The organism is Halomonas sp. (genome assembly GCF_052095695.1).
GTDB lineage: Bacteria > Pseudomonadota > Gammaproteobacteria > Pseudomonadales > Halomonadaceae > Vreelandella.
In genome coordinates this window covers 1-21,007 of sequence record NZ_JBQDLQ010000060.1, presented here as the reverse complement: position 1 = coordinate 21,007, position 21,007 = coordinate 1, and the positions used below count along the sequence as shown (strand labels likewise).

The following is a 21,007-nucleotide window of genomic DNA, read 5'->3' as shown; positions in this document are numbered from 1 at the left end:
TGGCTCGCCAGCGTAGCCGGCAATTAGTCGTTGCGCTTCCACGGGCAGCCTCAGCCGATACCGATCAGTCAGTTGAACAATGCTTCCCATTAGGCCAACAGGTCACCATAAGCCTGCCGCGAACCTCTGTTACGCTGCTGGCTTTTTTTGTATATGCGCTCCCCTTGATGGCGGCGCTGTTGCTAGCAGGCTTAGTCCCATTAATCAGCACCGCCCAATGGCTTGCGCCACTGGTGTTTTTTTCGGCCCTGGTCGTGGGTGCTGTTAGTATGAAAGTATTATTACGTGAGCGGAGTGAACACTTTCGTCCGCGCTTGGTCAGTTAATTCTCCCGCACCTCGCTACGAGTTGCACGGCCTTTGATGATTATTACGTTCAGTAGGAGCTCTTGCATGAAGCGCTTGATTCTCCCTTCCACGCTCTGGGTATGCATGGTGGCATTGCTAACGGTTGGGCAGACTGCTAATGCCCAGAGTCTGCCGGATTTCACCGAGCTCGTTGAAGCCGCCGCGCCAGGTGTGGTGAATATTTCGACAAGCCGAACGATCCAGCGCAGCAGTTCGCCTGGATATGAAGGGTTTGGTGGCCAGGACATCCCGGAAATTTTCCGACATTTTTTTGGAGAGAGCTTTGGCGGTAACCAGCCATCGCCCCCAAATGGCGGGCAGGGGCGTAGCGAAGAGCGCCAGTCGTTAGGCTCGGGGTTTGTCATTAGTGATGACGGCTATGTCATGACAAATGCTCATGTGGTTCAGGATGCTGATGAAATCTTGGTGCGCCTGAACGACCGCCGTGAGTTGAGTGCCGAGCTGATTGGCTCTGACCCACAAACTGACGTGGCGTTATTGAAGATTGATGCAGCTGATCTACCGACACTGACCCTAGGTAACTCCGACGAACTGAAGGTGGGCGAGTGGGTTGCCGCCATCGGCTCGCCTTTTGGCTTTGATCACTCAGTGACGGCAGGTATCGTGAGTGCGATTAATCGCACCTTGCCACGCGATGCATATGTGCCCTTTATTCAGACGGATGTCGCTATCAATCCCGGCAATTCGGGCGGGCCACTGTTTAACTTAAGCGGTGAAGTGGTTGGTATTAACTCGCAAATTTTTACCCGCAGCGGTGGCTTTATGGGTGTCTCGTTTGCGATTCCCATCAACGTGGCGATGGATGTGGTCGATCAACTGCGTGAAAGTGGCCGGGTAGATCGGGGCTGGCTGGGTGTAATGATTCAGCCTGTCTCCCGCGATTTAGCAGAATCTTTCGGCATGGAAAACGCTATTGGCGCCTTGATTGCCGATCTCGATCCTGAAGGTCCTGCTGCGCAGGGTGGTTTACAAGCGGGCGATGTGATTATTGAGGTCAATGGCGAAGAGGTCGAACGCTCCAGCTCATTGCCGCGCCTGATTGGCCGTGGAGAGCCTGGTTCAGAGGTGGCGTTAACCTTGATTCGCGACGGTGAAGAAATTTCTCAGTCCGTCGAGCTGGGTAACTGGCCAGATGCTGAAGGGCAGGCGAGCCAGGCCGGTAGTAATAATCAGGTACGTCTTGGGGTAACGGTGGCAGAGGTTGATGAAGAGACACGCGAGCAGCTAAGTATTCCAGGCGGTGTAGAGGTTCGCCAGGTTGAGCTTGACAGCGTCGCTGCTGATGCCGGCATTCGCCCCGGCGATGTGCTGGTGAGTGTTGATCATCGCAGCGTATCCTCGTCGGACGAGCTGATGAAGATTGTCGAAGGATTGCCCTCTGATCGCGCCATTCCAATACGTCTATTCCGCGAAGGCCGCTCGTTGTTCGTCGCGTTACGTCTGGAATAAACACCTTTTTTGCACACCTAGTCCGGCGGTTCTCGCCGGACTGCTGTTCCTATCCTGCGCATATCGCTACAATAGCGATTATCTTTTTGTCGAAAATAGCCTTTATGAAAAAAATGGCAGCTGTTTTCGAGCTTTGAATTCTCGAAGCGGGCTGTAATCTAGGCCGCTTGCGTACCACTAAGGCAGAACAGATTCGATGTCCCAAGACGTTCCCAACGGAAAACTTAAGCACATACGTAATTTCTCCATTATCGCACACATTGATCATGGTAAATCGACGCTCTCTGACCGTCTTATTCAGACCTGCGACGGCTTAACCGCACGAGAGCTTAAAGAGCAAGTGCTTGACTCCATGGACATCGAGCGCGAGCGCGGTATTACTATCAAAGCGCAGTCGGTCACGCTGGATTACACCGCGAGCGATGGGCAAGTTTACCAGCTGAACTTTATCGATACGCCGGGCCACGTCGATTTCTCCTACGAAGTATCCCGTTCGCTTTATGCCTGCGAAGGCGCGCTATTAGTTGTTGATGCCGCACAGGGCGTGGAGGCTCAGTCGGTGGCTAACTGCTATACCGCCATTGAACAAGGACTAGAAGTACTGCCGGTGCTGAATAAGATCGATCTGCCTCAGGCTGATCCGGATCGAGTAGCGCAAGAGATTGAAGAAATTATCGGTCTGGACGCGACCGATGCTTGCCAGGTATCTGCCAAAAGCGGTATTGGTATTGATGCACTTTTAGAGCGTCTGGTACGTGATGTTCCGCCCCCCAAAGGCGATCCGGATGCGCCTCTGCAAGCGCTGATTATCGACTCCTGGTTTGATAACTATCTAGGTGTTGTATCGCTGGTGCGGCTATTTGATGGCACGCTGCGCAAAGGCGATAAGCTTCGCATCAAATCGACAGGCCGCGACTGGAATGCCACGGAAGTGGGTGTTTTTACGCCCCTGCGTAAGCAGACCGATATTCTGCGTGCCGGTGAAGTCGGCTTTGTTGTGGCCGGTATCAAAGAGATTCACGGCGCGCCTGTGGGCGATACCATTACCCACACTAAAACACCCGATGTAGAACGGTTGCCCGGTTTTCAGAAAGTTAAGCCGCAGGTTTACGCCGGCATGTTCCCGGTGAGTGCGGATGATTACGAAGATTTTCGTGACGCCCTTGAGAAGCTGGCACTTAACGATGCCTCGCTTGCCTATGTGCCTGAAAACTCCGATGCATTGGGTTTTGGTTTCCGGGTGGGATTTCTTGGCACGCTGCACATGGAAATCGTTCAGGAGCGCCTTGAGCGTGAGTATGATATTGATCTGCTCACTACCGCGCCGACCGTTGTCTATGAACTGGCGATGAAAAATGGCGACCTTAATTACGTCTCCAACCCCTCTAAATTGCCAGACATGGCCGATGTTGATGAAATGCGCGAACCGGTAGTGCGCGCTAATATTTTGGTTCCTCAGGAGTATGTTGGCAACGTCATTACGGAATGCGAACAGCGCCGTGGTACTCAGCTAGACATGCAGTTTCTGGGTAATCAGATTCAGCTGGCCTACGAATTGCCCATGTCGGAAGTGGTCATGGACTTCTTTGACCGTCTGAAATCGATCTCCAAAGGCTATGCATCGCTTGAATATAACTTCGAGCGCTTTGAGATGGCTAAGCTGGTGCGCCTTGATGTGCTTATTAATGGCGATAAAGTAGACGCGCTAGCGGTCATTATCCACCGCGATCACGCCCATCATCGCGGTCGTTTGCTGGTGGAGAAGATGAAAGAACTGATCCCACGGCAGATGTTTGACGTAGCTATTCAGGCCGCTATCGGTGGCCAGGTCGTGGCACGTTCAACGGTAAAAGCGCTGCGAAAAAACGTAACGGCTAAATGTTATGGCGGCGATGTTAGCCGTAAGAAGAAGCTGCTCGAGAAACAGAAAGCGGGTAAGAAACGCATGAAACAAGTAGGGCGTGTGGAAATCCCTCAGGATGCCTTCCTTGCTGTGCTCAAGGTTAACGACTAGGAAAGAATACCACTTATGGATTTTTCATTACTTCTGGTACTCGCCGTTGCGCTTTCGGGCGTTATTTACCTGCTCGACGTGGTGCTGTTAAGGCCTAAACGTCGCCAGCGTGTTGCGACAGCTGATGCCAATACCCAGGAAGGGTTAGACGAGCCCACCCGTGAAAAGCTGCTGAAAGAACCGTGGCCGGTCGATTACGCCCGTTCGTTTTTTCCGGTGCTGTTGATCGTGCTCGTAGTGCGCAGCTTTATTGTTGAGCCGTTCCAGATCCCCTCGGGTTCAATGCGGCCTACGCTCGAAGTGGGCGACTTTATCCTGGTCAATAAGTTTGCCTACGGCCTGCGGTTGCCGGTGGTGAATACCCGTTTTATCGATGTTGATGACCCTGAGCGTGGCGATGTGATGGTATTTCGCTTCCCTGACGAGCCCTCGGTGAATTTCATCAAGCGCGTGGTGGGGTTGCCGGGAGATCGCATTCGTTATGAGGGCAAGCAGCTTTACATCAACGATGAGCCGATTGCTAAAGAGCTGGCTGAAGAGGGGCCTGAGGCCTCTCCTGAACAGCTACTGTTAGCAGAAACACTAGGCGGCGCTGACCACTTTGTTTATAACAACCCGCGCGACCCTGGCCCGCAAATGCGTGAAGTGGAAGTGCCGGCAGGGCATTATTTCATGATGGGTGACAATCGTGACCATTCCAACGACAGCCGCTATTGGGGCTTTGTGCCGGAAGAAAATATTGTCGGTCGTGCCTTTGCGGTATGGATGCACTGGGACGGCGGGTTGCCGAGTTTTACCAGTGTGCGGCGCATTGAATGAAGGTTTTGCTTACGTTGAGTTTAGTCAGTTATGCCACTTTAGTTAACGTCAATGACGTAGGAGAGCTGTGAGTAATTCCTTGAACGCTTTTTGCCGACGAATCGGCCATACCTTTGGCGATGATATGCTATTGGAGTTGGCCTTGACCCACCGCAGCTTCGGTGGTCGTAACAATGAGCGCCTGGAGTTCCTAGGTGACTCTATTGTCAATTTTGTGATTGCCGAAGCGCTGTTTCAGCTCTTCCCACAGGCGCGTGAAGGCCAGCTTTCACGCCTGCGCGCGCGATTAGTGAAAGGCCAAACGTTGGCCGAGCTTGCGCGTGAAATGGAGTTTGGCGAATGTTTACGGCTAGGGTCTGGCGAAATGAAAAGCGGCGGACATCGGCGCGAATCAATTTTGGCAGACGCGGTTGAAGCCATCATTGGCGCCATCTATCTGGATGCCGGCATGGACGTTGTGCGTGATCGCGTATTGGATTGGTATGCAGAGCGGCTTGGCAATATCTCGCTACAAGATACCCAAAAGGATCCAAAGACCCGGTTGCAGGAATTTCTTCAGTCGCGCCAAGCAGCATTGCCGCGCTATGAAGTTGTCTGCGTCAAGGGTGAGGCGCATGCCCAGACCTTTACCGTGGAATGCTACATTGACCTGTTGACTGAGCATACCACCGGTAAAGGCCCTAGCCGCCGCCATGCTGAACAACAAGCGGCAGAAGAAGCGCTTTCGTATCTTGAAAAAAGTCCTGGAGACAAATCATGAGCCAATCCTGTGGATTCGTTGCCATTGTCGGTCGACCCAACGTGGGCAAGTCCACCCTCATGAACCGTATTCTAGGGCAGAAGGTGTCGATTACATCACGTCGCCCGCAAACCACGCGGCATCAGGTGATGGGCATTAAAACGGTTGAAGAGACGCAGTTTGTCTATGTCGATACCCCGGGCATGCATATTATGTCCAAAGATCGTAATAAGGCGATTAACCGCTTTATGAACCAAGCGGCGACTCAGGCATTGCGCGACGTTGATTGCGTGGTGTTCATTATTGACCGCACCCGCTGGACAGAAGAAGACCAGGCCGTTCTTAAGCGCTTGGAACATGTAAAAGCGCCGGTGATTCTTGCCGTTAACAAAGTTGATCGGCTGAGTGAAAAAGGCGACCTGTTGCCGTGGTTAGCAGAGGTCGGTGCGCGTCGCGATTTCGCCGCGGTGGTGCCTATTTCCGCCAAGCACGGCACCCAGGTAGACACGCTAGAAGACGAGGTGGCTAAATACCTTCCTGAAAGCGTTCACTTTTTCCCCGAAGATCAGATTACCGACAAAAGCATGCGCTTTATGGCGGCTGAGATGGTGCGTGAAAAAGTCATGCGCCAACTGGGCGATGAACTGCCTTATCAGATGACCGTTGAAATTGAAGAGTTTCGCGAAACAGAGCGGGTGACACATATCAGTGCGTTGATTCTGGTCGAGCGCCAAGGTCAGAAAGTCATACTGATTGGTGAAAACGGCGATCGGATCAAGAGCATTGGCCGTGAGGCGCGTCTGGATATGGAGCGCGCGCTAGGCACAAAAGTAATGCTCAACCTATGGGTTAAAGTAAAACGCGGCTGGTCAGACGATGAACGCGCGTTGAAAAGCCTGGGTTACGACCTAGATTGAGTCTAGCGATGCCGCCGGAGCCGGCTTTTCTGCTGCACCGGCGGCCCTACCGTGAAACCAGCGCGTTAGTAGATCTACTAACGCTCAACCACGGTAGGGTGCGTGCCGTTGCGCACGGCGGTCAGCGACCTGGTTCAAAGTCGCGCCAGCGCTTGCAGCCATTCACACCGCTATTTGTCACTTGGCAAGGTACGCGTGAGTTGAAGCGGCTTACGCTGATGGAGTCTCGTGGGCAAACGGCGCTACTGGCAGGTGAAGGGCTGCTGTGCGGGCTCTATGCGAATGAAATCGCCACGCGGCTTATGCCATTAGAACTGTCGGCGTCGGACGTGTTCGCGTTTTATACGGTGCTGTTAGAAGCATTGCCGATCCCTGCCGAACGTGCGCTAGCGCTGCGCCGCTATGAATGGGCGCTGCTAGAAACGCTGGAGGCAACGCCGCAGTTTACGACGCTTGACGGTGGCGTTTTAGACCCCCATTTACGCTATCGTTTCGATGTCGTTAGCAGGGCGTTTGCCGCTGACGAACGTGGGCTAGATGGCCGAACGCTGCGCTACATTGAGCAAGGCGATTGGCAGCATGAAGGGCTTGCCAATGCGCTTAAAGCCGTTATGCGCGCAGCACTGGCGCCTCATCTAGGCACCGCTGTTTTGCGCTCACGAGAGCTGATGCTCGATTTGGCTCGCCGTCGTCATCGCTCTTGATGGCTGTATTTAATAACTTATTAACTCTTATCTTCTTGCTGCGTTGGAGGCACTATGCATCCCCCTCGGATACTGTTAGGCGTCAATATTGATCACATTGCGACACTTCGCCAAGCCCGAGACACGCGTTATCCCGACCCCGTGCAGGCGGCTTTAGTCGCCGAGGAGGCCGGTGCCGACGGCATTACGGTGCATTTGCGCGAAGACCGCCGCCATATACAGCCGCGAGACGTGCGTATTTTGGCCGAGATGCTGAATACGCGCATGAACTTGGAAATGGCCGTTACCGAAGAGATGCTGGCCCTGGCTGAGGAAGTGCGCCCTGCGCATGTCTGCTTAGTGCCTGAAAAGCGTGAAGAGTTAACCACCGAAGGCGGTTTGGACGTCGTGGGTGGCTTTGACGCGATTGAGAGCGCTTGCCAGCGTCTGCGTGCAGTAGGCTGTGACGTTTCGCTGTTTATCGATCCTGAGGAGGCTCAGGTTGACGCAGCCCAACGTGCTGGTGCACCCACTATCGAACTGCACACCGGTGCCTATGCGCAAGCTCGGTCTGGCAGCGATGCCGCGAATGCGGAATATCATCGTTTAACCGTTGCCGCTACTCACGCCATGTCACTGGGTTTGATCGTCAATGCCGGTCACGGTTTGCACTATCACAACGTTGAGGCAATTGCCGCATTGCCGGGCATTAATGAGCTCAATATTGGTCATTCCATCATTGCGCGCGCGCTTTTCGTGGGTCTCAAAGAGGCCGTGCAGGAGATGAAGCGTCTGATCGTTGCCGGGCAAGAGGCAGGCTTAATGGCAGCGTTAGATGCTCATGACCTGGAACACGATCATTCGCATGGCGCGAGCGCTGGCCATGCAGGCGATATTGAGCATCGCCATAACGGATGCTGCGGGCACTAATGAGCGGTGTCTTTGCTTAGAGGTTCATCTGTTTAGAGGTTCATCTGTTTAGAGGTTATGTTGGCGATGATAGTGGGAATTGGCTCTGATATTGCCCGCGTCGAGCGCTTTGCACAGGCTGTAAAACGTCACGGTCCGCGCTTTGCTCAGCGTATTTTAGGCCCCGATGAGCATGCTGCATGGCTGCAAAAATCACAGCCTGCCGCCTTCTTGGCCAAACGGTTTGCCGCTAAAGAAGCGTTTGTGAAAGCGCTCGGACTGGGCCTGCGAGAAGGCATGCAGTGGTGTGATATTCAGGTGCTTAATGACACTTTGGGTAAGCCGCATTTTTTGCTTAGTGGTGAAGCCAAACGACTCCTTCTAGCGGCGGGCGTCACGGCTAGCCATGTCACGCTAAGCGATGAGGCTGAGTATGCTGTGGCCTTCGTGGTGCTGGAGCGCTAATCGCTTAACCATCAAGCCAGTGATTAGCCTATAGCGTTTGTAAAAAGAGCCTGCACTAATGCCTAAGTAGCAGCGGACGGTACGTTCGCAGCTTTGCCATGGCTCTATACAGGTCTTCTAAGAGCCCATGTACATGGTCTAAACCACTGGTGCGAAGTCGGGTTTCCAGCGTTTCTACCAGCAACGCCAATTCAGGTGCACCACAGTAGCGGCTAGCGCCATTCAAACCGTGCACCCAATCCAGCAGCGTCGCCAAGTTTTGCTGTGAGTAGGCGCTGCGCATTTGTTTTTCACTCTCTTCAAGGCCATCAATTAGCCGCTTTAGCTGCTCGCGCGCTAGGTAGTCTTTGCCGCCCGCTAGGTGCGCTCCCAGCTCCAAATCTACCACCGGTAAGGTCGCAGGCTTGGTAGTGGCATAGCGTGGTTTAATGGCCATTTTAGTTCCCCTCGGTGAGAACGATGGTGTCGTAAAATCGGCCAGTCGATACGTATGACTTAAAAATCTACTCAGTAGCTGGTGCAGCTGCGTCTCATCGATGGGTTTGATGAGTACGTCATCTAAACCTTCCGCTAGCCACTTTTCGCGCTCACTGCTGAGTACGTGGGCGGTAACGGCCACAATCGGGCAGCGTGCCCAGGTGCTGCTCAGACGGCGCAGCGCGTGAGTGGTTTGAACGCCGTCTAGTCCCGGCATGCGAATATCCATTAGCACCATGTCAACGTTATGGTTGCGTGCGAACCCTAACGCGTGATGACCGCTTTCTACCGCTGTGATGTGAATTGTCGGGCTTTCTAGCATGCTTTTAAGCAGCTCCCGGTTCGACGCATTATCGTCCACAATCAACAGCTTTAAGACCGGCGAGCCAGTAGGTGGCAAGTTGGGATGGTCGGCAGGCTTACTGGGAACAAGCGCAGGTAACAGCAGTTGATCCAGCGAAGTTGCCAACTGATCACGTGAAAAGGGCTTATAAAGCGTTTCGCCACCATAGGTTAAACGCAGTGGCGGCAGGTCAAAGCTATTGCTATTGGCTAAAACCAACACCGGGCACGGGGTTTGGTCAATCACGTTTTGCCAATAGGTTTGACGTTCGGGGCTAAAATCATTGTGCTCTAACCCCAGTATTAGCAGCTGCTCCTGCTCTAAGGCATCTAATGGCATTGGTATCGCTTGCCAGCGCTGAAGCAAATGCTCCAGCATATGCCGAGTGGGCAGGTGCTCTTCATACAGGCGTATATGGGGATTATCTAGGCTGATTTCCGGGGGGCGCTCAATGGCTTTATGCGCCAGCATTGGCAGCGTAAACGAGAACGTAGTTCCCGTGCCAAGCTCGCTTTCAACGCTGATCTCGCCGCCCATGCGTTCAATCAGCTGACGGCAAATGGTAAGCCCTAAGCCGGTGCCGCCAAACTGGCGCGAATGGCTGGGCTCTGCTTGTGTAAACGCGTTAAATAACGCCTGCTGATGAGTGTCGCTTAAGCCAATGCCGGTGTCACTGACGCTGATGTTCAGCACCACATGTTGACCTTCGTGGTTATCCAGCATGACGCGAACTATCACTTCACCCTGATGGGTGAACTTAAGCGCATTGCTAATTAAGTTGTTCAATACCTGATGGATGCGCAGCGGGTCGCCGCATAGCGGTGTCGGCACATCGTCGTATACCATCGCCACTAAATGCAATTGCTTACGCTGAGCTTCTGGCGCGTGCAGCCCCATCACCTCATCGACCAGAGTGACGATATCAATATCGGCTTCTTCGAGGGTCAGGCGATTGGCCTCAAGCTTAGAAAAGTCGAGCACGTCATTAACCAGCATCAGCAGATTGTCGCTGGCGCGATGCACGTGTTGAAGCCATTCCTGTTGGCGGGTGTCCAGCGATGAGCGGCCCAGTAGCCGGCAAAAGCCTATAATACCGTTCAGCGGTGTACGGATTTCATGGCTCATGTTGGCAAGAAACTCAGACTTGACAGCGTTTGCGCGCAGCGCGCTGCGATGAGCCAAATCGAGCTTTATATTCTGCTCTTCAATAGTTTTCATTGATGCTTGCAGCTCGCTGGTGGCCTGCTCGATTTGCGTTTGCATGTCGCGCTGCGACTGCTGAAAGTGTTCCGCAAGCGTATTGACATGGGTATAGAGGTGATTGAGTTCCGCGGCACCCGAGGACGCTAAGCGCAGCTGATAATCGCCGCGGGACAATCGATACAGAGCGTGACTGGCTTCTTCAATATGCCGGGTAACGTATCGGCTGATGGCAAAGGCAACTAAAAACAATAGCAGCCCCAGCAGCATGCCACCTAGGCTAAGGCTGGCAATCAATTTATAGCGCTCAAGCGCCAGCGCACGAATATCCATTTCTACATCTAGCCAGCCGAGGATATTTAAATCGTCAGCGTTGACCGTCGTGAGCGGTATGCGTAATCGCCACCTTTCGTCATCCATAATAAGCTGCTGATCCGCCGGTGGACTCAGCGGCGCTAGGGCGGACTTGCCGAGTAACAATAGGCGGCTGCCTTGCTCATTAAATACCGCTACCGTTCTAAGCCCATTGAGGCTCAGTAGTTGACGCGCTACGTTCTCAAGCTGCTCAACGTCGGCATCAGCTACCGCCTCACTGAGGCTGGGTGTTATTAGTTCGACAGCATTTTCTAGGCGCTCTTTTTTCATGGTATGCGTCTGGGCACCGTTCTGTACCACCAGCAGTGCGGCCATGATGGCGTATACCAAAAGGGGTAAACCGAGTAAGGCAAACAGAAGACGGGTATTCAAAGACATGAAAGAAGCTCGCTGATTCAATGAGGTTGCCTGTCCAGGCCGAGGCAGCACCGATATAATGCAGCATAACGGTTACGATAAGGAATGTTCGATGAGCTATTTCAAGAATGATCTCAAAAACGATTTTAAAAACGATTTTAAAAACTATCCTACGCTAGAAGATGTGGTGGGCAATACGCCGTTGGTGCGGCTGAAGCGAATTAGTGCTGGGCGCAACAATACACTGCTAGCCAAGCTTGAAGGTAATAACCCCGCAGGATCGGTCAAAGATCGCCCAGCGCTGTCTATGTTAATAGAGGCAGAAGCCCGCGGCGAGATTTCTCCCGGCGATACACTGATAGAGGCAACTTCAGGCAATACCGGTATTGCGCTTGCCATGGCAGCGGCGATTAAAGGCTATCAGATGGTGTTGGTAATGCCAGAAAACGCCTCGGATGAGCGTAAGCAAGCCATGGCTGCCTACGGGGCAAAATTAATTTCGGCAAGCAAAGCGGGAGGTATGGAAGGGGCGCGCGACATTGCGGATGACATGATAGCCAGAGGGGAAGGTAAGCCGCTCAACCAGTTCGCTAACCCGGATAACCCGCTAGCGCATTACCGGACAACCGGCCCTGAGGTATGGCAGCAAACAAGCGGCGAAGTGACTCACTTTGTAAGCTCCATGGGCACCACCGGCACCATCATGGGCGTATCGCGCTATTTGAAAGAGCAAAATCCGGCGATTCAAATTGTTGGCTTGCAGCCTGCCGATGGCGCCAGTATCGCCGGTATACGGCGTTGGCCAAAAGAATATCTGCCGGCTATTTTTGAAGCGCCTCGCGTGGATGCCACCCTGGATATCGGCCAGCAAGAGGCGGAAGAGCACATGCGACGTTTAGCGCGTGAAGAAGGCATCTTGGCGGGTGTGTCCTCCGGTGGCAGCTTGGCCGGTGCGCTGCGTATCGCAGAGCAAACGGAAAATGCCGTGATCGTGTTTATCGTCTGTGACCGCGGTGACCGCTATCTTTCCACCGGCCTTTTTGCCCCAGGAGTATAACGATGGCTATGTTGGGAAAGCGGCGGCCACCAAGGCCTGCATCGGGCCATTCTGGTTTAGCGGGTACGCCAGGAGGTAAAGGGGTGCATGCTCTCTCCGAAGATAGCTCACCGTTATTGATTGAGCGCTTAGCGCACGATGGCCGTGGTGTTGCCCATGCGGCCACTGGTAAAACCGTGTTTGTCGCTCAGGCATTGCCGGGCGAGCGAGTTGACGTTGCTATTCACTTGACGCGCAAACGCTACGACGAAGCGCATATCAAATTACTGTTGACTACCTCTGAGCAGCGCGTAACGCCGCCATGCCTACACTTTGGCCGCTGCGGCGGGTGCGAATTGCAGCATTTGAACATTGACGCGCAGCGTGCGCATAAGCGCGACGTGGTGCGTGATCTTTTTGCTCGTCAGGGCATCACGCTGGGCGGTATTAGTTCGATTCAGGGCAGTGACCAAGGCTATAGGCGGCGTGCCCGGTTAGGCGTCAAAGTGGATAGCCAAGGTAGTACCCACCTGGGTTTTCGGGCCGCCCATAGCCATCGGTTGGTCGACATTGAACAGTGCCCGGTATTGGTTGACTCCTTACAGCAGATGCTGACGCCCCTGCGTGAACTGCTGCAAACGCTAGAGGCTCCGCGGCAGGTAGGTCATATCGAACTACTGGCAACGGCGAGTGCGCGAGTAGTGTTAGTCCGTCAGTTAAAGGAACACGCACCAGATGCCGAGCGCTGGAAAGCCTTTGCGCAAAGCCAGCGGGTAGCGTTAGGCACTTGGCTGGGGCGTGAAACACCTACGCTGCACTGGGATGGTGCGCCGCCGGTGCTGGTAGAATCGCTGACGCTCGACGGGCAGCCGCCGCTTGCGTTCAGCTTTGCGCCGGGCGATTTTTTACAAGTCAACGCCCAGATTAACCAGCAAATGGTGGCTCAGGTGATTGAATGGCTAGCGCCTAAGCCTGGGCACAAAATACTCGATCTGTTTGCGGGCATTGGTAATTTCAGCCTGCCCATCGCAGCAGCTGGCGCTAAGGTACATGCGGTAGAAGGGAGCCCCGCGATGGTGGCGCGCATTGCCGACAATGCTGCGCGTAATCAACTGGTAGTAAGCGGTGAGCAGGGGGATTTGAGCGACCCCGCGAACGTTAAGGCGCTGTTAGCCACCCATCGTGATAGCGACGCGCTGGTGCTTGATCCGCCGCGCATCGGCGGTGAAGCAATATGTCAGGCGCTGGCTCATCAACGGGTGCCCAAAGTGGTCTATATTTCCTGTGACCCGGCAACGCTTGCCCGAGATGCGGCACATCTTGTGCATGCGGGTTACCGTGTGAAGCAAGTGGCCGTCGCCGATATGTTCCTTCACACTGCGCATATGGAAACGCTGGTGCTGTTTGAGGCGGATGGTGTTTAGGCGGATGGTGTTTAGGTGGATGGTTTTAAGTAAACAGTTTTAAGTAAATGGTTTTAAGCAAAGATTATTTAAGTTGTTGTTAGTTAAGCAGGCGCTTTGTAGGCTGATATGTTGGAAGTGCCGGGGCTTATTTTAGCCCACCGCATCGAGCCACGGAGGCGGTCGTGTGGAGGCCGCCTCTCTGAATGGATGAATTATTGTCATGGTAAAAGTGCGTGAGGACCAGCCGCTCACTGCTGGCGGGCAGGTAGACATACAGCAATGGTTAACGCGCCTGCAAGAAGATGTGCGTCTAAAGGATCCTGAGCGATTAGTCGACGCCTGTAAACTAGCCGAAACGCTGGAAACTGAGGCGCCACGTACGCATCGCGTCTGGCTATCGCCCGGCTCTAGCTTCCGTATGGGGCTGGAAATGGCGGATATTCTGGGTGATTTGAAGCTTGATCAAGCCACTCTTGAAGCCGCTGTACTCTATCGCTCTGTGCGAGAGGGTTTACTCAGCCTTGAAGACGTCTCCAAGCGTTTTGGCAGTGAGGTTGCCAGCCTTATTGATGGCGTATTGCAAATGGCCGCTATCAGCTATCCGTTGGCGCCTGACCATGCTATGGGGCAGCATAATCAGCAGGAAAATCTGCGCAAAATGCTGGTCAATATGGTCGGTGATGTGCGCGTGGCGCTGATCAAAATCGCCGAGCGTACCTGTGCGCTTCGTCAGGTCAAAGACGCGCCGCTGGAGAAATGTTTACAGGTTGCCCGTGAAGTTGCTGATATTTATGCCCCGCTTGCGCATCGGCTAGGGGTTGGCCAGCTTAAGTGGGAGCTGGAAGACCTCTCGTTTCGCTATTTGCACGAAGATGAATACAAAGCGATTGCGAAGCTCTTGGCGGAAAAGCGTCTCGACCGCGACCGCTATATTCATGATGTCGTGGAAACCATCAAAGCCTTGATGGAAGCGCAGAACATTCACCGCTACGACGTGGATGGCCGCGCCAAGCACATCTATTCGATCTGGCGAAAGATGAAGCGCAAGCGGATCGATTTCTCCCAGGTTAACGATGTTCGCGCGGTGCGCATTTTGGTGCCTGAGGTGACCGATTGCTACACCGTACTTGGGATTATTCACTCGCGCTGGCATCACGTGCCCAACGAGTTCGACGACTACATCGCCAACCCCAAAAAAAATGGCTATCAGTCACTGCATACGGCCGTTATAGGGCCGGAAAACAAGGTGCTCGAAATTCAGATCCGAACCTTTGCCATGCACGAAGAAGCCGAGCTTGGCGTTTGTGCCCACTGGCGCTACAAAGGCCATGACACCAACGCCAAAAGTCGTAGCTATGAAGAAAAAATCGCTTGGCTGCGTCAAGTACTTGAGTGGCAGGATGAAGTGGGCGGCTTTGGCGATCTTCGCGAAGGACTGTCCAGCGATGTTGCCCCTGACCGTATCTACGTCTTTACCCCAGATGGCCATGTGATTGACCTGCCGCGTGTCGCGACCCCCATCGATTTTGCGTACCGCGTGCATACGGAAATAGGCCACCGCTGCCGAGGCGCCAAAATTAATGGCCGCATTGTGCCGCTGACTTATAAGTTGAAAACCGGTCAGCAGGTGGAGATTCTAACGGCCACTAGAGGTGGGCCTAGCCGCGACTGGCTAAACCCTAGCCTGGGCTACGTGCGGACTTCTCGCGGTAGAGCCAAAATACAGGCGTGGTTCAAGCATCAGGCGAGGGATCAGAACCTTGACGAAGGGCGCGCGCTGTTTGACCGTGAGATGCGCCGTCTAGATGTTGAAGACCTTGACCTGCCTAAGTTGGCTAAGGCCGTGAACTACCTCAATGCTGAGGATATGTACGCCGCGATCGGCGCCGGTGACTTACGTATTGGCCAAGTGCTTCACCAGGCGCAGCACCTGTTCGGCGAGACCGATGACCAAGAGCAGCTTGACCGGCTGCTTGCCAAGCCTAAGCGCCAATCGAGCAAGGCCACGAAAAGCGACATTACGGTGCTTGGCGTAGGCAATCTCAAAACCAGTATGGCGAATTGCTGCCGGCCGGTGCCCGGCGAGTCGATCGTTGGCTTTATCACTCAAGGGCGTGGCGTCACCGTTCATCGTCAGGACTGCAGCAACATTCTGCAATTGCGCCTGGACGAGCCTCAACGCATTATTGAGGTAGAGTGGGGCGAGCGTGCCCAGACGCGCTATCCGGTGACGATTGAAATCCAAGCCTGGGATCGTTCGGGGCTGCTGCGTGATGTCACCAGCTTATTGGGTAATGAAAAGGTCAACGTCCTCGCCGTCAATACTTTAACCAATACTGACGAGAGCATCGCTCGTCTGCGGATAACGTTAGAAGTGGATGGCCTTGAGTCACTGGGCCGTCTGTTTTCACGTATTCAGCAGCTGCCTAACGTCACCGAAGTGCGCCGCCTGCGTAACGCCGACCCCGATCACCAACGTCACAAGGGAGGAGCATAATGCGCCACCGTATGGATGATCTGCTGACCCTTATGCAGGTGCTGCGAGATCGCGAGCAGGGCTGCCCGTGGGATCTGCAGCAAGATTGGGATAGCATCGTGCCGCACACATTGGAAGAAGCGTATGAAGTGGCCGATGCCATTGAAAGGCGTGCTTTCAATGAGCTGCCCGGCGAGCTAGGCGACTTACTTTTCCAAGTGGTTTATTACGCTCAGTTCGGTGCAGAGGAGCAGCGCTTCGACTTTGCTGACATTGTCGATACGCTGACCGCTAAGATGCTGCGCCGCCATCCCCACGTGTTTCCCGACGGTACGCTTGCTTCGCGCCGCCCGCCGGGCGTGAGCGCTGAAGAGGTACAAACTCAGCAGGTCAACAGCCGCTGGGAGTCGTTAAAAGCCGAAGAGCGTGAGGAAAGAGCGCGCGCCGAAAAAACCGCCGATATGTCGTCGGTACTCGACGATGTGCCGCGAACGCTACCTGCACTGAGTCGCGCCGCCAAGCTGTCTAAGCGGGCCGCAAGGGTGGGCTTCGATTGGCCTGATGCTCAAGGCGTGGTAGCCAAAATTCGCGAGGAGCTGGCCGAAGTCGAGGAAGCTCTCGCCGCCGGCGACCAACGGCATGCCCAAGAAGAAGTGGGCGACCTGCTGTTTGCGGTCACCAATCTTGCCCGCACGCTGAATGCAGACCCTGAACAGTGCCTGCGCGGCACTAATGCTAAGTTCGAACGCCGTTTTCGCCATGTCGAGCGCGAACTGAGCGCTGCCCAACGGCCGCTACAAGATGCCTCTCTAGATGAAATGGAGGCCCACTGGCAGGCCGCTAAAGCACAAGAAAAACAACCCAGTCATTCCTGATTTAATCATGCTTAATCTAACGATGACGCGACCCTTGCAAGGAGGCCATGCCAATGAGTCAAGACCTACACGAATCCCTGCGCGATAACGTACGCATTTTAGGCGATAGCCTGGGGCGAACGATTGCCGATGATTTAGGCCAAGCATTTGTCGATAAAATTGAAACGATTCGCGCCCATGCCAAGCGCGGACGTCAGGGTGATTCGCTGCAGCAGCGTGAGTTAATTGAGTATCTTCGTAAGCTACCCGAGCGTGATCTGCTGCCGGTCACTCGGGCGTTTAACCAGTTTTTGAATCTGGCTAATATTGCCGAGCAGCACTATCGCGCGCGTTTTCGTCGCGTTGAAGATTACAAACCCGGCTTCCAGCCAGTGCTTGGCGAGCTGCTTGAGCGTGCCAAAAAAGCCGGTAATTCACCGCGTAAGCTGGTCGAAACACTCGCCAATATGCGTGTTGAGCTTGTGCTGACCGCGCACCCCACCGAAGTTATTCGCCGTACGCTCATTCAAAAATACGATGCGATTGATGAATGTTTAACCGCTATTGAAGGCTCGGAAGATTATCCTGAGCGTGGCACCCGTGCCCAGGGGCGCCTGGAAGAGCTAATTAGCCAAGCCTGGCACACCGATGAGATCCGCCACGAGCGGCCAACGCCGGTGGATGAAGCCAAGTGGGGTTTTGCTGTCATTGAAAATTCACTGTGGCAGGCGGTACCTGATTTTCATCGCGATCTGGACAACCTGCTGTTGGATACTGCCGGAGAGCGGCTGCCCCTGGATGCCGCGCCTATACGCTACGCTTCCTGGATGGGCGGCGATCGCGATGGCAACCCCAATGTTACCGCCAAGGTGACCCGCGAAGTACTATTGCTGGGTCGCTGGATGGCCGCCGATCTGTATTTGCGTGATCTTGAACAGTTGAAAACCGAGCTTTCCATGTGGAAGGCCAATAGTGCACTTAAAGCCGAAGCTGGTGATGTGGCGGAACCGTACCGCGAAGTTCTCAAACGCTTGCTAGCAAGAGTCGAAGCGACCCGCGACTGGGCTAAGGCTGAGCTGGACGGACGTAACTATGACGGCGGGCCTATTATTGAAACCCGCGATCAGCTCTACTCGCCGCTGCTTGCCTGCTACCGCTCGCTGTGCGATGTTGGCCTCGATACCATCGCCAACGGGGCATTGCTTGATACCCTGCGTCGAGTCGCGGTGTTTGGCGTGACGCTAACCAAGCTGGACTTGCGCCAAGAAGCGAGCCGCCATGCCCAGGTCATCGAGGAGCTAACCAGTGCGCTTGGGCTTGGCCATTACCAAGAGTGGGACGAAGCCAAGCGCCAAGAATTCCTGCTGTCTGAGCTTGCCTCGCGTCGACCGCTGATTCCGCGCCGCTGGGAATGCTCGGCCGAGTCTCGTGAAGTACTGGACACCTTTAAAGTGATTGCTCAAGAGCACACCGAAGCGCTGGGCACTTACATTATCTCTATGGCGGCAGAGCCTTCAGACGTGCTGACCGTAGCGCTGCTGATGAAAGAAGCCGGTGGGCAGATGACACTGCCGATTGCACCGCTGTTTGAAACGCTCAACGACCTGGATCATGCCGGTGCCGTGGTTGATCAGTTGCTCTCAATACCGGGCTATCGTGCGCTGATTGGTGACCGTCAAGAGGTCATGATTGGTTACTCAGACTCGGCTAAAGATGCCGGCCAGCTCGCCGCAGCCTGGGCTCAGTACCGCGCCCAAGAATCGCTGGTGGCTGTCTGTGAGCGCCATGGTGTGGACTTAACCTTGTTTCATGGTCGCGGTGGCACGGTAGGTCGTGGCGGCGGTCCTGCTCATGCGGCGATTCTCTCTCAGCCCCCGGGTTCAGTGAACGGCAGCCTGCGGGTGACCGAACAGGGCGAGATGATTCGCTTTAAATTTGGCCAGCCGGATATCGCGCTGCGCTCTATGGAAATCTATGCCTGTGCGGTGCTTGAAGCGACGCTGTTGCCGCCGCGTGCGCCAGAACCTCAGTGGCGCGAGGAGATGGACCAGCTCGCGAAGGTCGGCCATGCCGCCTACGTAGGCGTGGTGCGTGAAGACCCCGATTTTGTGCCTTACTTCCGAGCAGTTACGCCTGAAGGCGCGTTAGGTAGACTGCCGCTAGGTTCGCGGCCGACTAAACGGCGTCAGGATGGCGGCGTCGAAACGCTGCGCGCGATCCCATGGATTTTTGCCTGGACACAGATTCGCTTAATGTTGCCCGCATGGCTAGGCAGTGGCGAAGCTTTTGCGAAGCGACTGGAGCAGCCCGGCGGGCGTGAAGTGCTGCAGGAAATGCGTAAGGATTGGCCGTTCTTCGGTACCTACTTGGACATGCTTGAGATGCTGTTGGCCAAAGCTGACGTGGCGATTGCCGCTTATTACGAGCACCGCTTGGTGGATGAACCTTCGCTAAAAGCGCTGGGTAAAAAGTTACGCCATCGTTTCGCATCATTGGAAGATGCGGTACTCGATATTCTGCAGCAAGAAAAGCTGCTGGAGAACACGCCGCTGATTCGCCAGGCGATTGATGTGCGTAATCCTTACATCGACCCGCTACACGGCCTTCAGGCGGAGTTGCTACAGCGTAATCGTGACGCCGACGGTGCTATTAGCGCAGACCTTTCGCGTGCGTTGATGGTCACCATGGCCGGTATTGCGGCAGGGCTGCGCAACACGGGCTAGCCCATTTTTCGTGTTTATTGAGCGCTGCTGCCACTGCGCGGCAGCGTTTTTTGATCTATTACCGCTGGTTAACGTTTTATGTCGTTACGAAAATCTACTCGTATTAATAAGTACATTAGTGAAAGCGGTATGTGCTCGCGACGCGAAGCCGACCGTTTTGTGGAGCAGGGCAACGTGTGGATTAACGGTCGCCGTGCCACTACCGGCGATCAGGTGGTCGCGGGGGATCTGGTTAAAGTTAATGGCCAAGACATTGAGCCTCAGCAGGAAGATGATCTGGTTCTGATTGCGCTGAATAAGCCGGTGGGCATTGTTAGCACCACCGAATCCAGCGAGAAAGACAATATAGTCGAGTTTGTAAAACACGGCGCGCGCATTTTTCCCATCGGTAGGCTCGACAAAGACTCCCAGGGGCTGATTTTATTAACCAATAACGGCGACTTGGTTAATAAGATTTTGCGCGCGAATAACAATCATGAAAAAGAGTATCAGGTAACGGTGAACAAGCCGATTACCGATGAGTTTATTGACGGCATGCAGAATGGTGTGCCTATTCTCGGCAAGGTAACCAAGCGCTGTAAATTGCGCAAAGAGTCGACGTTTGTATTCACGATCACCTTGGTGCAAGGGCTCAATCGTCAAATTCGCCGTATGTGCGAATACTTTGGCTATGAGGTCACGCAGCTGATTCGCACGCGCATTATGAACGTGCCGCTCAAAGGTCTGGCGCTGGGCGACTGGCGTGATCTCACCCCTAAAGAGATCGACACCATTATCGCGCTGACCGAACGCTCAGAGGCGGCACCAGAGAAGAAAAGTAAAGCTAAGCCGGAAAGACCCAACTACAGCTCAGATGTGGGAAAGGCAAAACCGTCTTCCGCGAAAGGGCGTCCGGCCAAAGCAGGCGCGAAGGCGACTGGTGCCAAAGCTGCCGGGGCTAAACTACCCGTCAAGGGTAAAAAAGCCGCCAGCGGAAAAGTCAGTGGAAAAACAGGTACCGGCCCGAAAGGCAATACGTTAGGAAAGCCACACCCCAAGGGCGGAAAAGCCCCCGGCAAGTCCGGTGTTAAAAGCGGACCAAGTGCTAAAGGTAAGCCCGTTGGTAAAGGCCGCGGTAAGCCAGCGATGGGCGGAAAGCCTTCTCAGCGACGCAAGTAACTCCCCATCATTCAAGAGTCTTCAGTGTGATCCCAATCGTCGCCTTTTACGCTGTGGTTAGCGCTATTGCTTATATCACTTACGCTATCGACAAAAAGGCGGCTATTAAAAACCGCCGTCGAGTAAGCGAGAAAACGTTACATCTGCTTGGGGTAATGGGTGGCTGGCCGGGTGCGCTACTGGCCCAACAGCGGCTGCGGCATAAAACCCAGAAAACCGCCTTTCAAGTTACGTTCTGG

17 protein-coding genes are annotated in these 21,007 nt (G+C 54.3%); 16 read left to right on the top strand and 1 reads right to left on the bottom strand.

Going from position 1 to position 21,007, the window contains the following annotated elements:
- The 9 genes from ACTH5D_RS12400 to acpS all read left to right on the top strand — a co-directional run.
- Positions 1-326, top strand: a 326-nt coding sequence (locus ACTH5D_RS12400) for a SoxR reducing system RseC family protein (RefSeq protein WP_441671685.1), incomplete at its 5' end; no start/stop codon positions are given.
- A gap of 66 nt (positions 327-392) precedes the next feature.
- A complete protein-coding gene (locus tag ACTH5D_RS12395) occupies positions 393-1,817 on the top strand; it encodes a DegQ family serine endoprotease (protein ID WP_441671683.1) in 1,425 nt (474 codons plus the stop codon).
- A gap of 196 nt (positions 1,818-2,013) precedes the next feature.
- Positions 2,014-3,831: a translation elongation factor 4 gene (lepA, locus tag ACTH5D_RS12390; RefSeq protein ID WP_441671681.1), complete on the top strand. Its 1,818-nt coding sequence runs from the start codon at positions 2,014-2,016 to the stop codon at positions 3,829-3,831.
- Between the two features lie 15 nt (positions 3,832-3,846).
- Positions 3,847-4,650 (top strand): signal peptidase I, encoded by an 804-nt coding sequence (gene lepB, locus ACTH5D_RS12385; RefSeq protein ID WP_441671679.1) that lies wholly within the window; start codon positions 3,847-3,849, stop codon positions 4,648-4,650.
- A 67-nt stretch (positions 4,651-4,717) separates the two neighbouring features.
- Positions 4,718-5,410: a ribonuclease III gene (gene rnc / locus ACTH5D_RS12380; RefSeq protein ID WP_096280489.1), complete on the top strand. Its 693-nt coding sequence runs from the start codon at positions 4,718-4,720 to the stop codon at positions 5,408-5,410.
- Positions 5,407-6,306: a GTPase Era gene (gene era, locus ACTH5D_RS12375; RefSeq protein ID WP_096280486.1), complete on the top strand. Its 900-nt coding sequence runs from the start codon at positions 5,407-5,409 to the stop codon at positions 6,304-6,306. The genes rnc and era overlap by 4 nt, the downstream gene beginning before the upstream one ends.
- A gap of 8 nt (positions 6,307-6,314) precedes the next feature.
- Positions 6,315-7,010: a DNA repair protein RecO gene (gene recO, locus ACTH5D_RS12370; RefSeq protein WP_441671676.1), complete on the top strand. Its 696-nt coding sequence runs from the start codon at positions 6,315-6,317 to the stop codon at positions 7,008-7,010.
- Positions 7,011-7,064: 54 nt separating this feature from the next.
- The gene (gene pdxJ, locus ACTH5D_RS12365; protein WP_441671674.1) at positions 7,065-7,919 is read left to right on the top strand and encodes a pyridoxine 5'-phosphate synthase; all 855 of its coding nucleotides are present in this window, start codon (positions 7,065-7,067) and stop codon (positions 7,917-7,919) included.
- A 66-nt stretch (positions 7,920-7,985) separates the two neighbouring features.
- Positions 7,986-8,363 (top strand): holo-ACP synthase, encoded by a 378-nt coding sequence (acpS, locus tag ACTH5D_RS12360; protein ID WP_441671672.1) that lies wholly within the window; start codon positions 7,986-7,988, stop codon positions 8,361-8,363.
- A gap of 55 nt (positions 8,364-8,418) precedes the next feature.
- Here acpS and ACTH5D_RS12355 read toward each other — a convergent pair whose 3' ends face one another.
- Complete coding sequence (locus ACTH5D_RS12355) at positions 8,419-11,136, bottom strand: ATP-binding protein (RefSeq protein WP_441671670.1); 2,718 nt, start codon at positions 11,134-11,136, stop codon at positions 8,419-8,421.
- 91 nt (positions 11,137-11,227) lie between these two features.
- Here ACTH5D_RS12355 and cysM point away from each other — a divergent pair, with 91 nt between their 5' ends.
- From cysM to ACTH5D_RS12320, 7 genes are all read left to right on the top strand, one after another.
- Positions 11,228-12,172 carry a cysteine synthase CysM gene (gene cysM, locus ACTH5D_RS12350; RefSeq protein ID WP_441671668.1) on the top strand — a complete coding sequence of 315 codons (945 nt, stop codon included), beginning with the start codon at positions 11,228-11,230 and terminating at the stop codon, positions 12,170-12,172.
- A gap of 2 nt (positions 12,173-12,174) precedes the next feature.
- A complete protein-coding gene (gene rlmD / locus ACTH5D_RS12345; RefSeq protein ID WP_441671666.1) occupies positions 12,175-13,575 on the top strand; it encodes a 23S rRNA (uracil(1939)-C(5))-methyltransferase RlmD in 1,401 nt (466 codons plus the stop codon).
- A gap of 202 nt (positions 13,576-13,777) precedes the next feature.
- Positions 13,778-16,054 carry a GTP diphosphokinase gene (gene relA / locus ACTH5D_RS12340; RefSeq protein WP_441671664.1) on the top strand — a complete coding sequence of 759 codons (2,277 nt, stop codon included), beginning with the start codon at positions 13,778-13,780 and terminating at the stop codon, positions 16,052-16,054.
- The gene (mazG, locus tag ACTH5D_RS12335) at positions 16,054-16,908 is read left to right on the top strand and encodes a nucleoside triphosphate pyrophosphohydrolase (protein WP_441671662.1); all 855 of its coding nucleotides are present in this window, start codon (positions 16,054-16,056) and stop codon (positions 16,906-16,908) included. Before relA ends, mazG begins: the two co-directional genes overlap by 1 nt.
- A gap of 53 nt (positions 16,909-16,961) precedes the next feature.
- Positions 16,962-19,610, top strand: a complete 2,649-nt coding sequence (ppc, locus tag ACTH5D_RS12330; protein ID WP_441671660.1) for a phosphoenolpyruvate carboxylase — start codon at positions 16,962-16,964, stop codon at positions 19,608-19,610.
- A 78-nt stretch (positions 19,611-19,688) separates the two neighbouring features.
- A complete protein-coding gene (rluF, locus tag ACTH5D_RS12325) occupies positions 19,689-20,768 on the top strand; it encodes a 23S rRNA pseudouridine(2604) synthase RluF (RefSeq protein WP_441671658.1) in 1,080 nt (359 codons plus the stop codon).
- A gap of 26 nt (positions 20,769-20,794) precedes the next feature.
- A partial coding sequence (locus tag ACTH5D_RS12320) for a DUF1294 domain-containing protein (RefSeq protein WP_441671656.1) occupies positions 20,795-21,007 on the top strand: 213 nt, incomplete at its 3' end.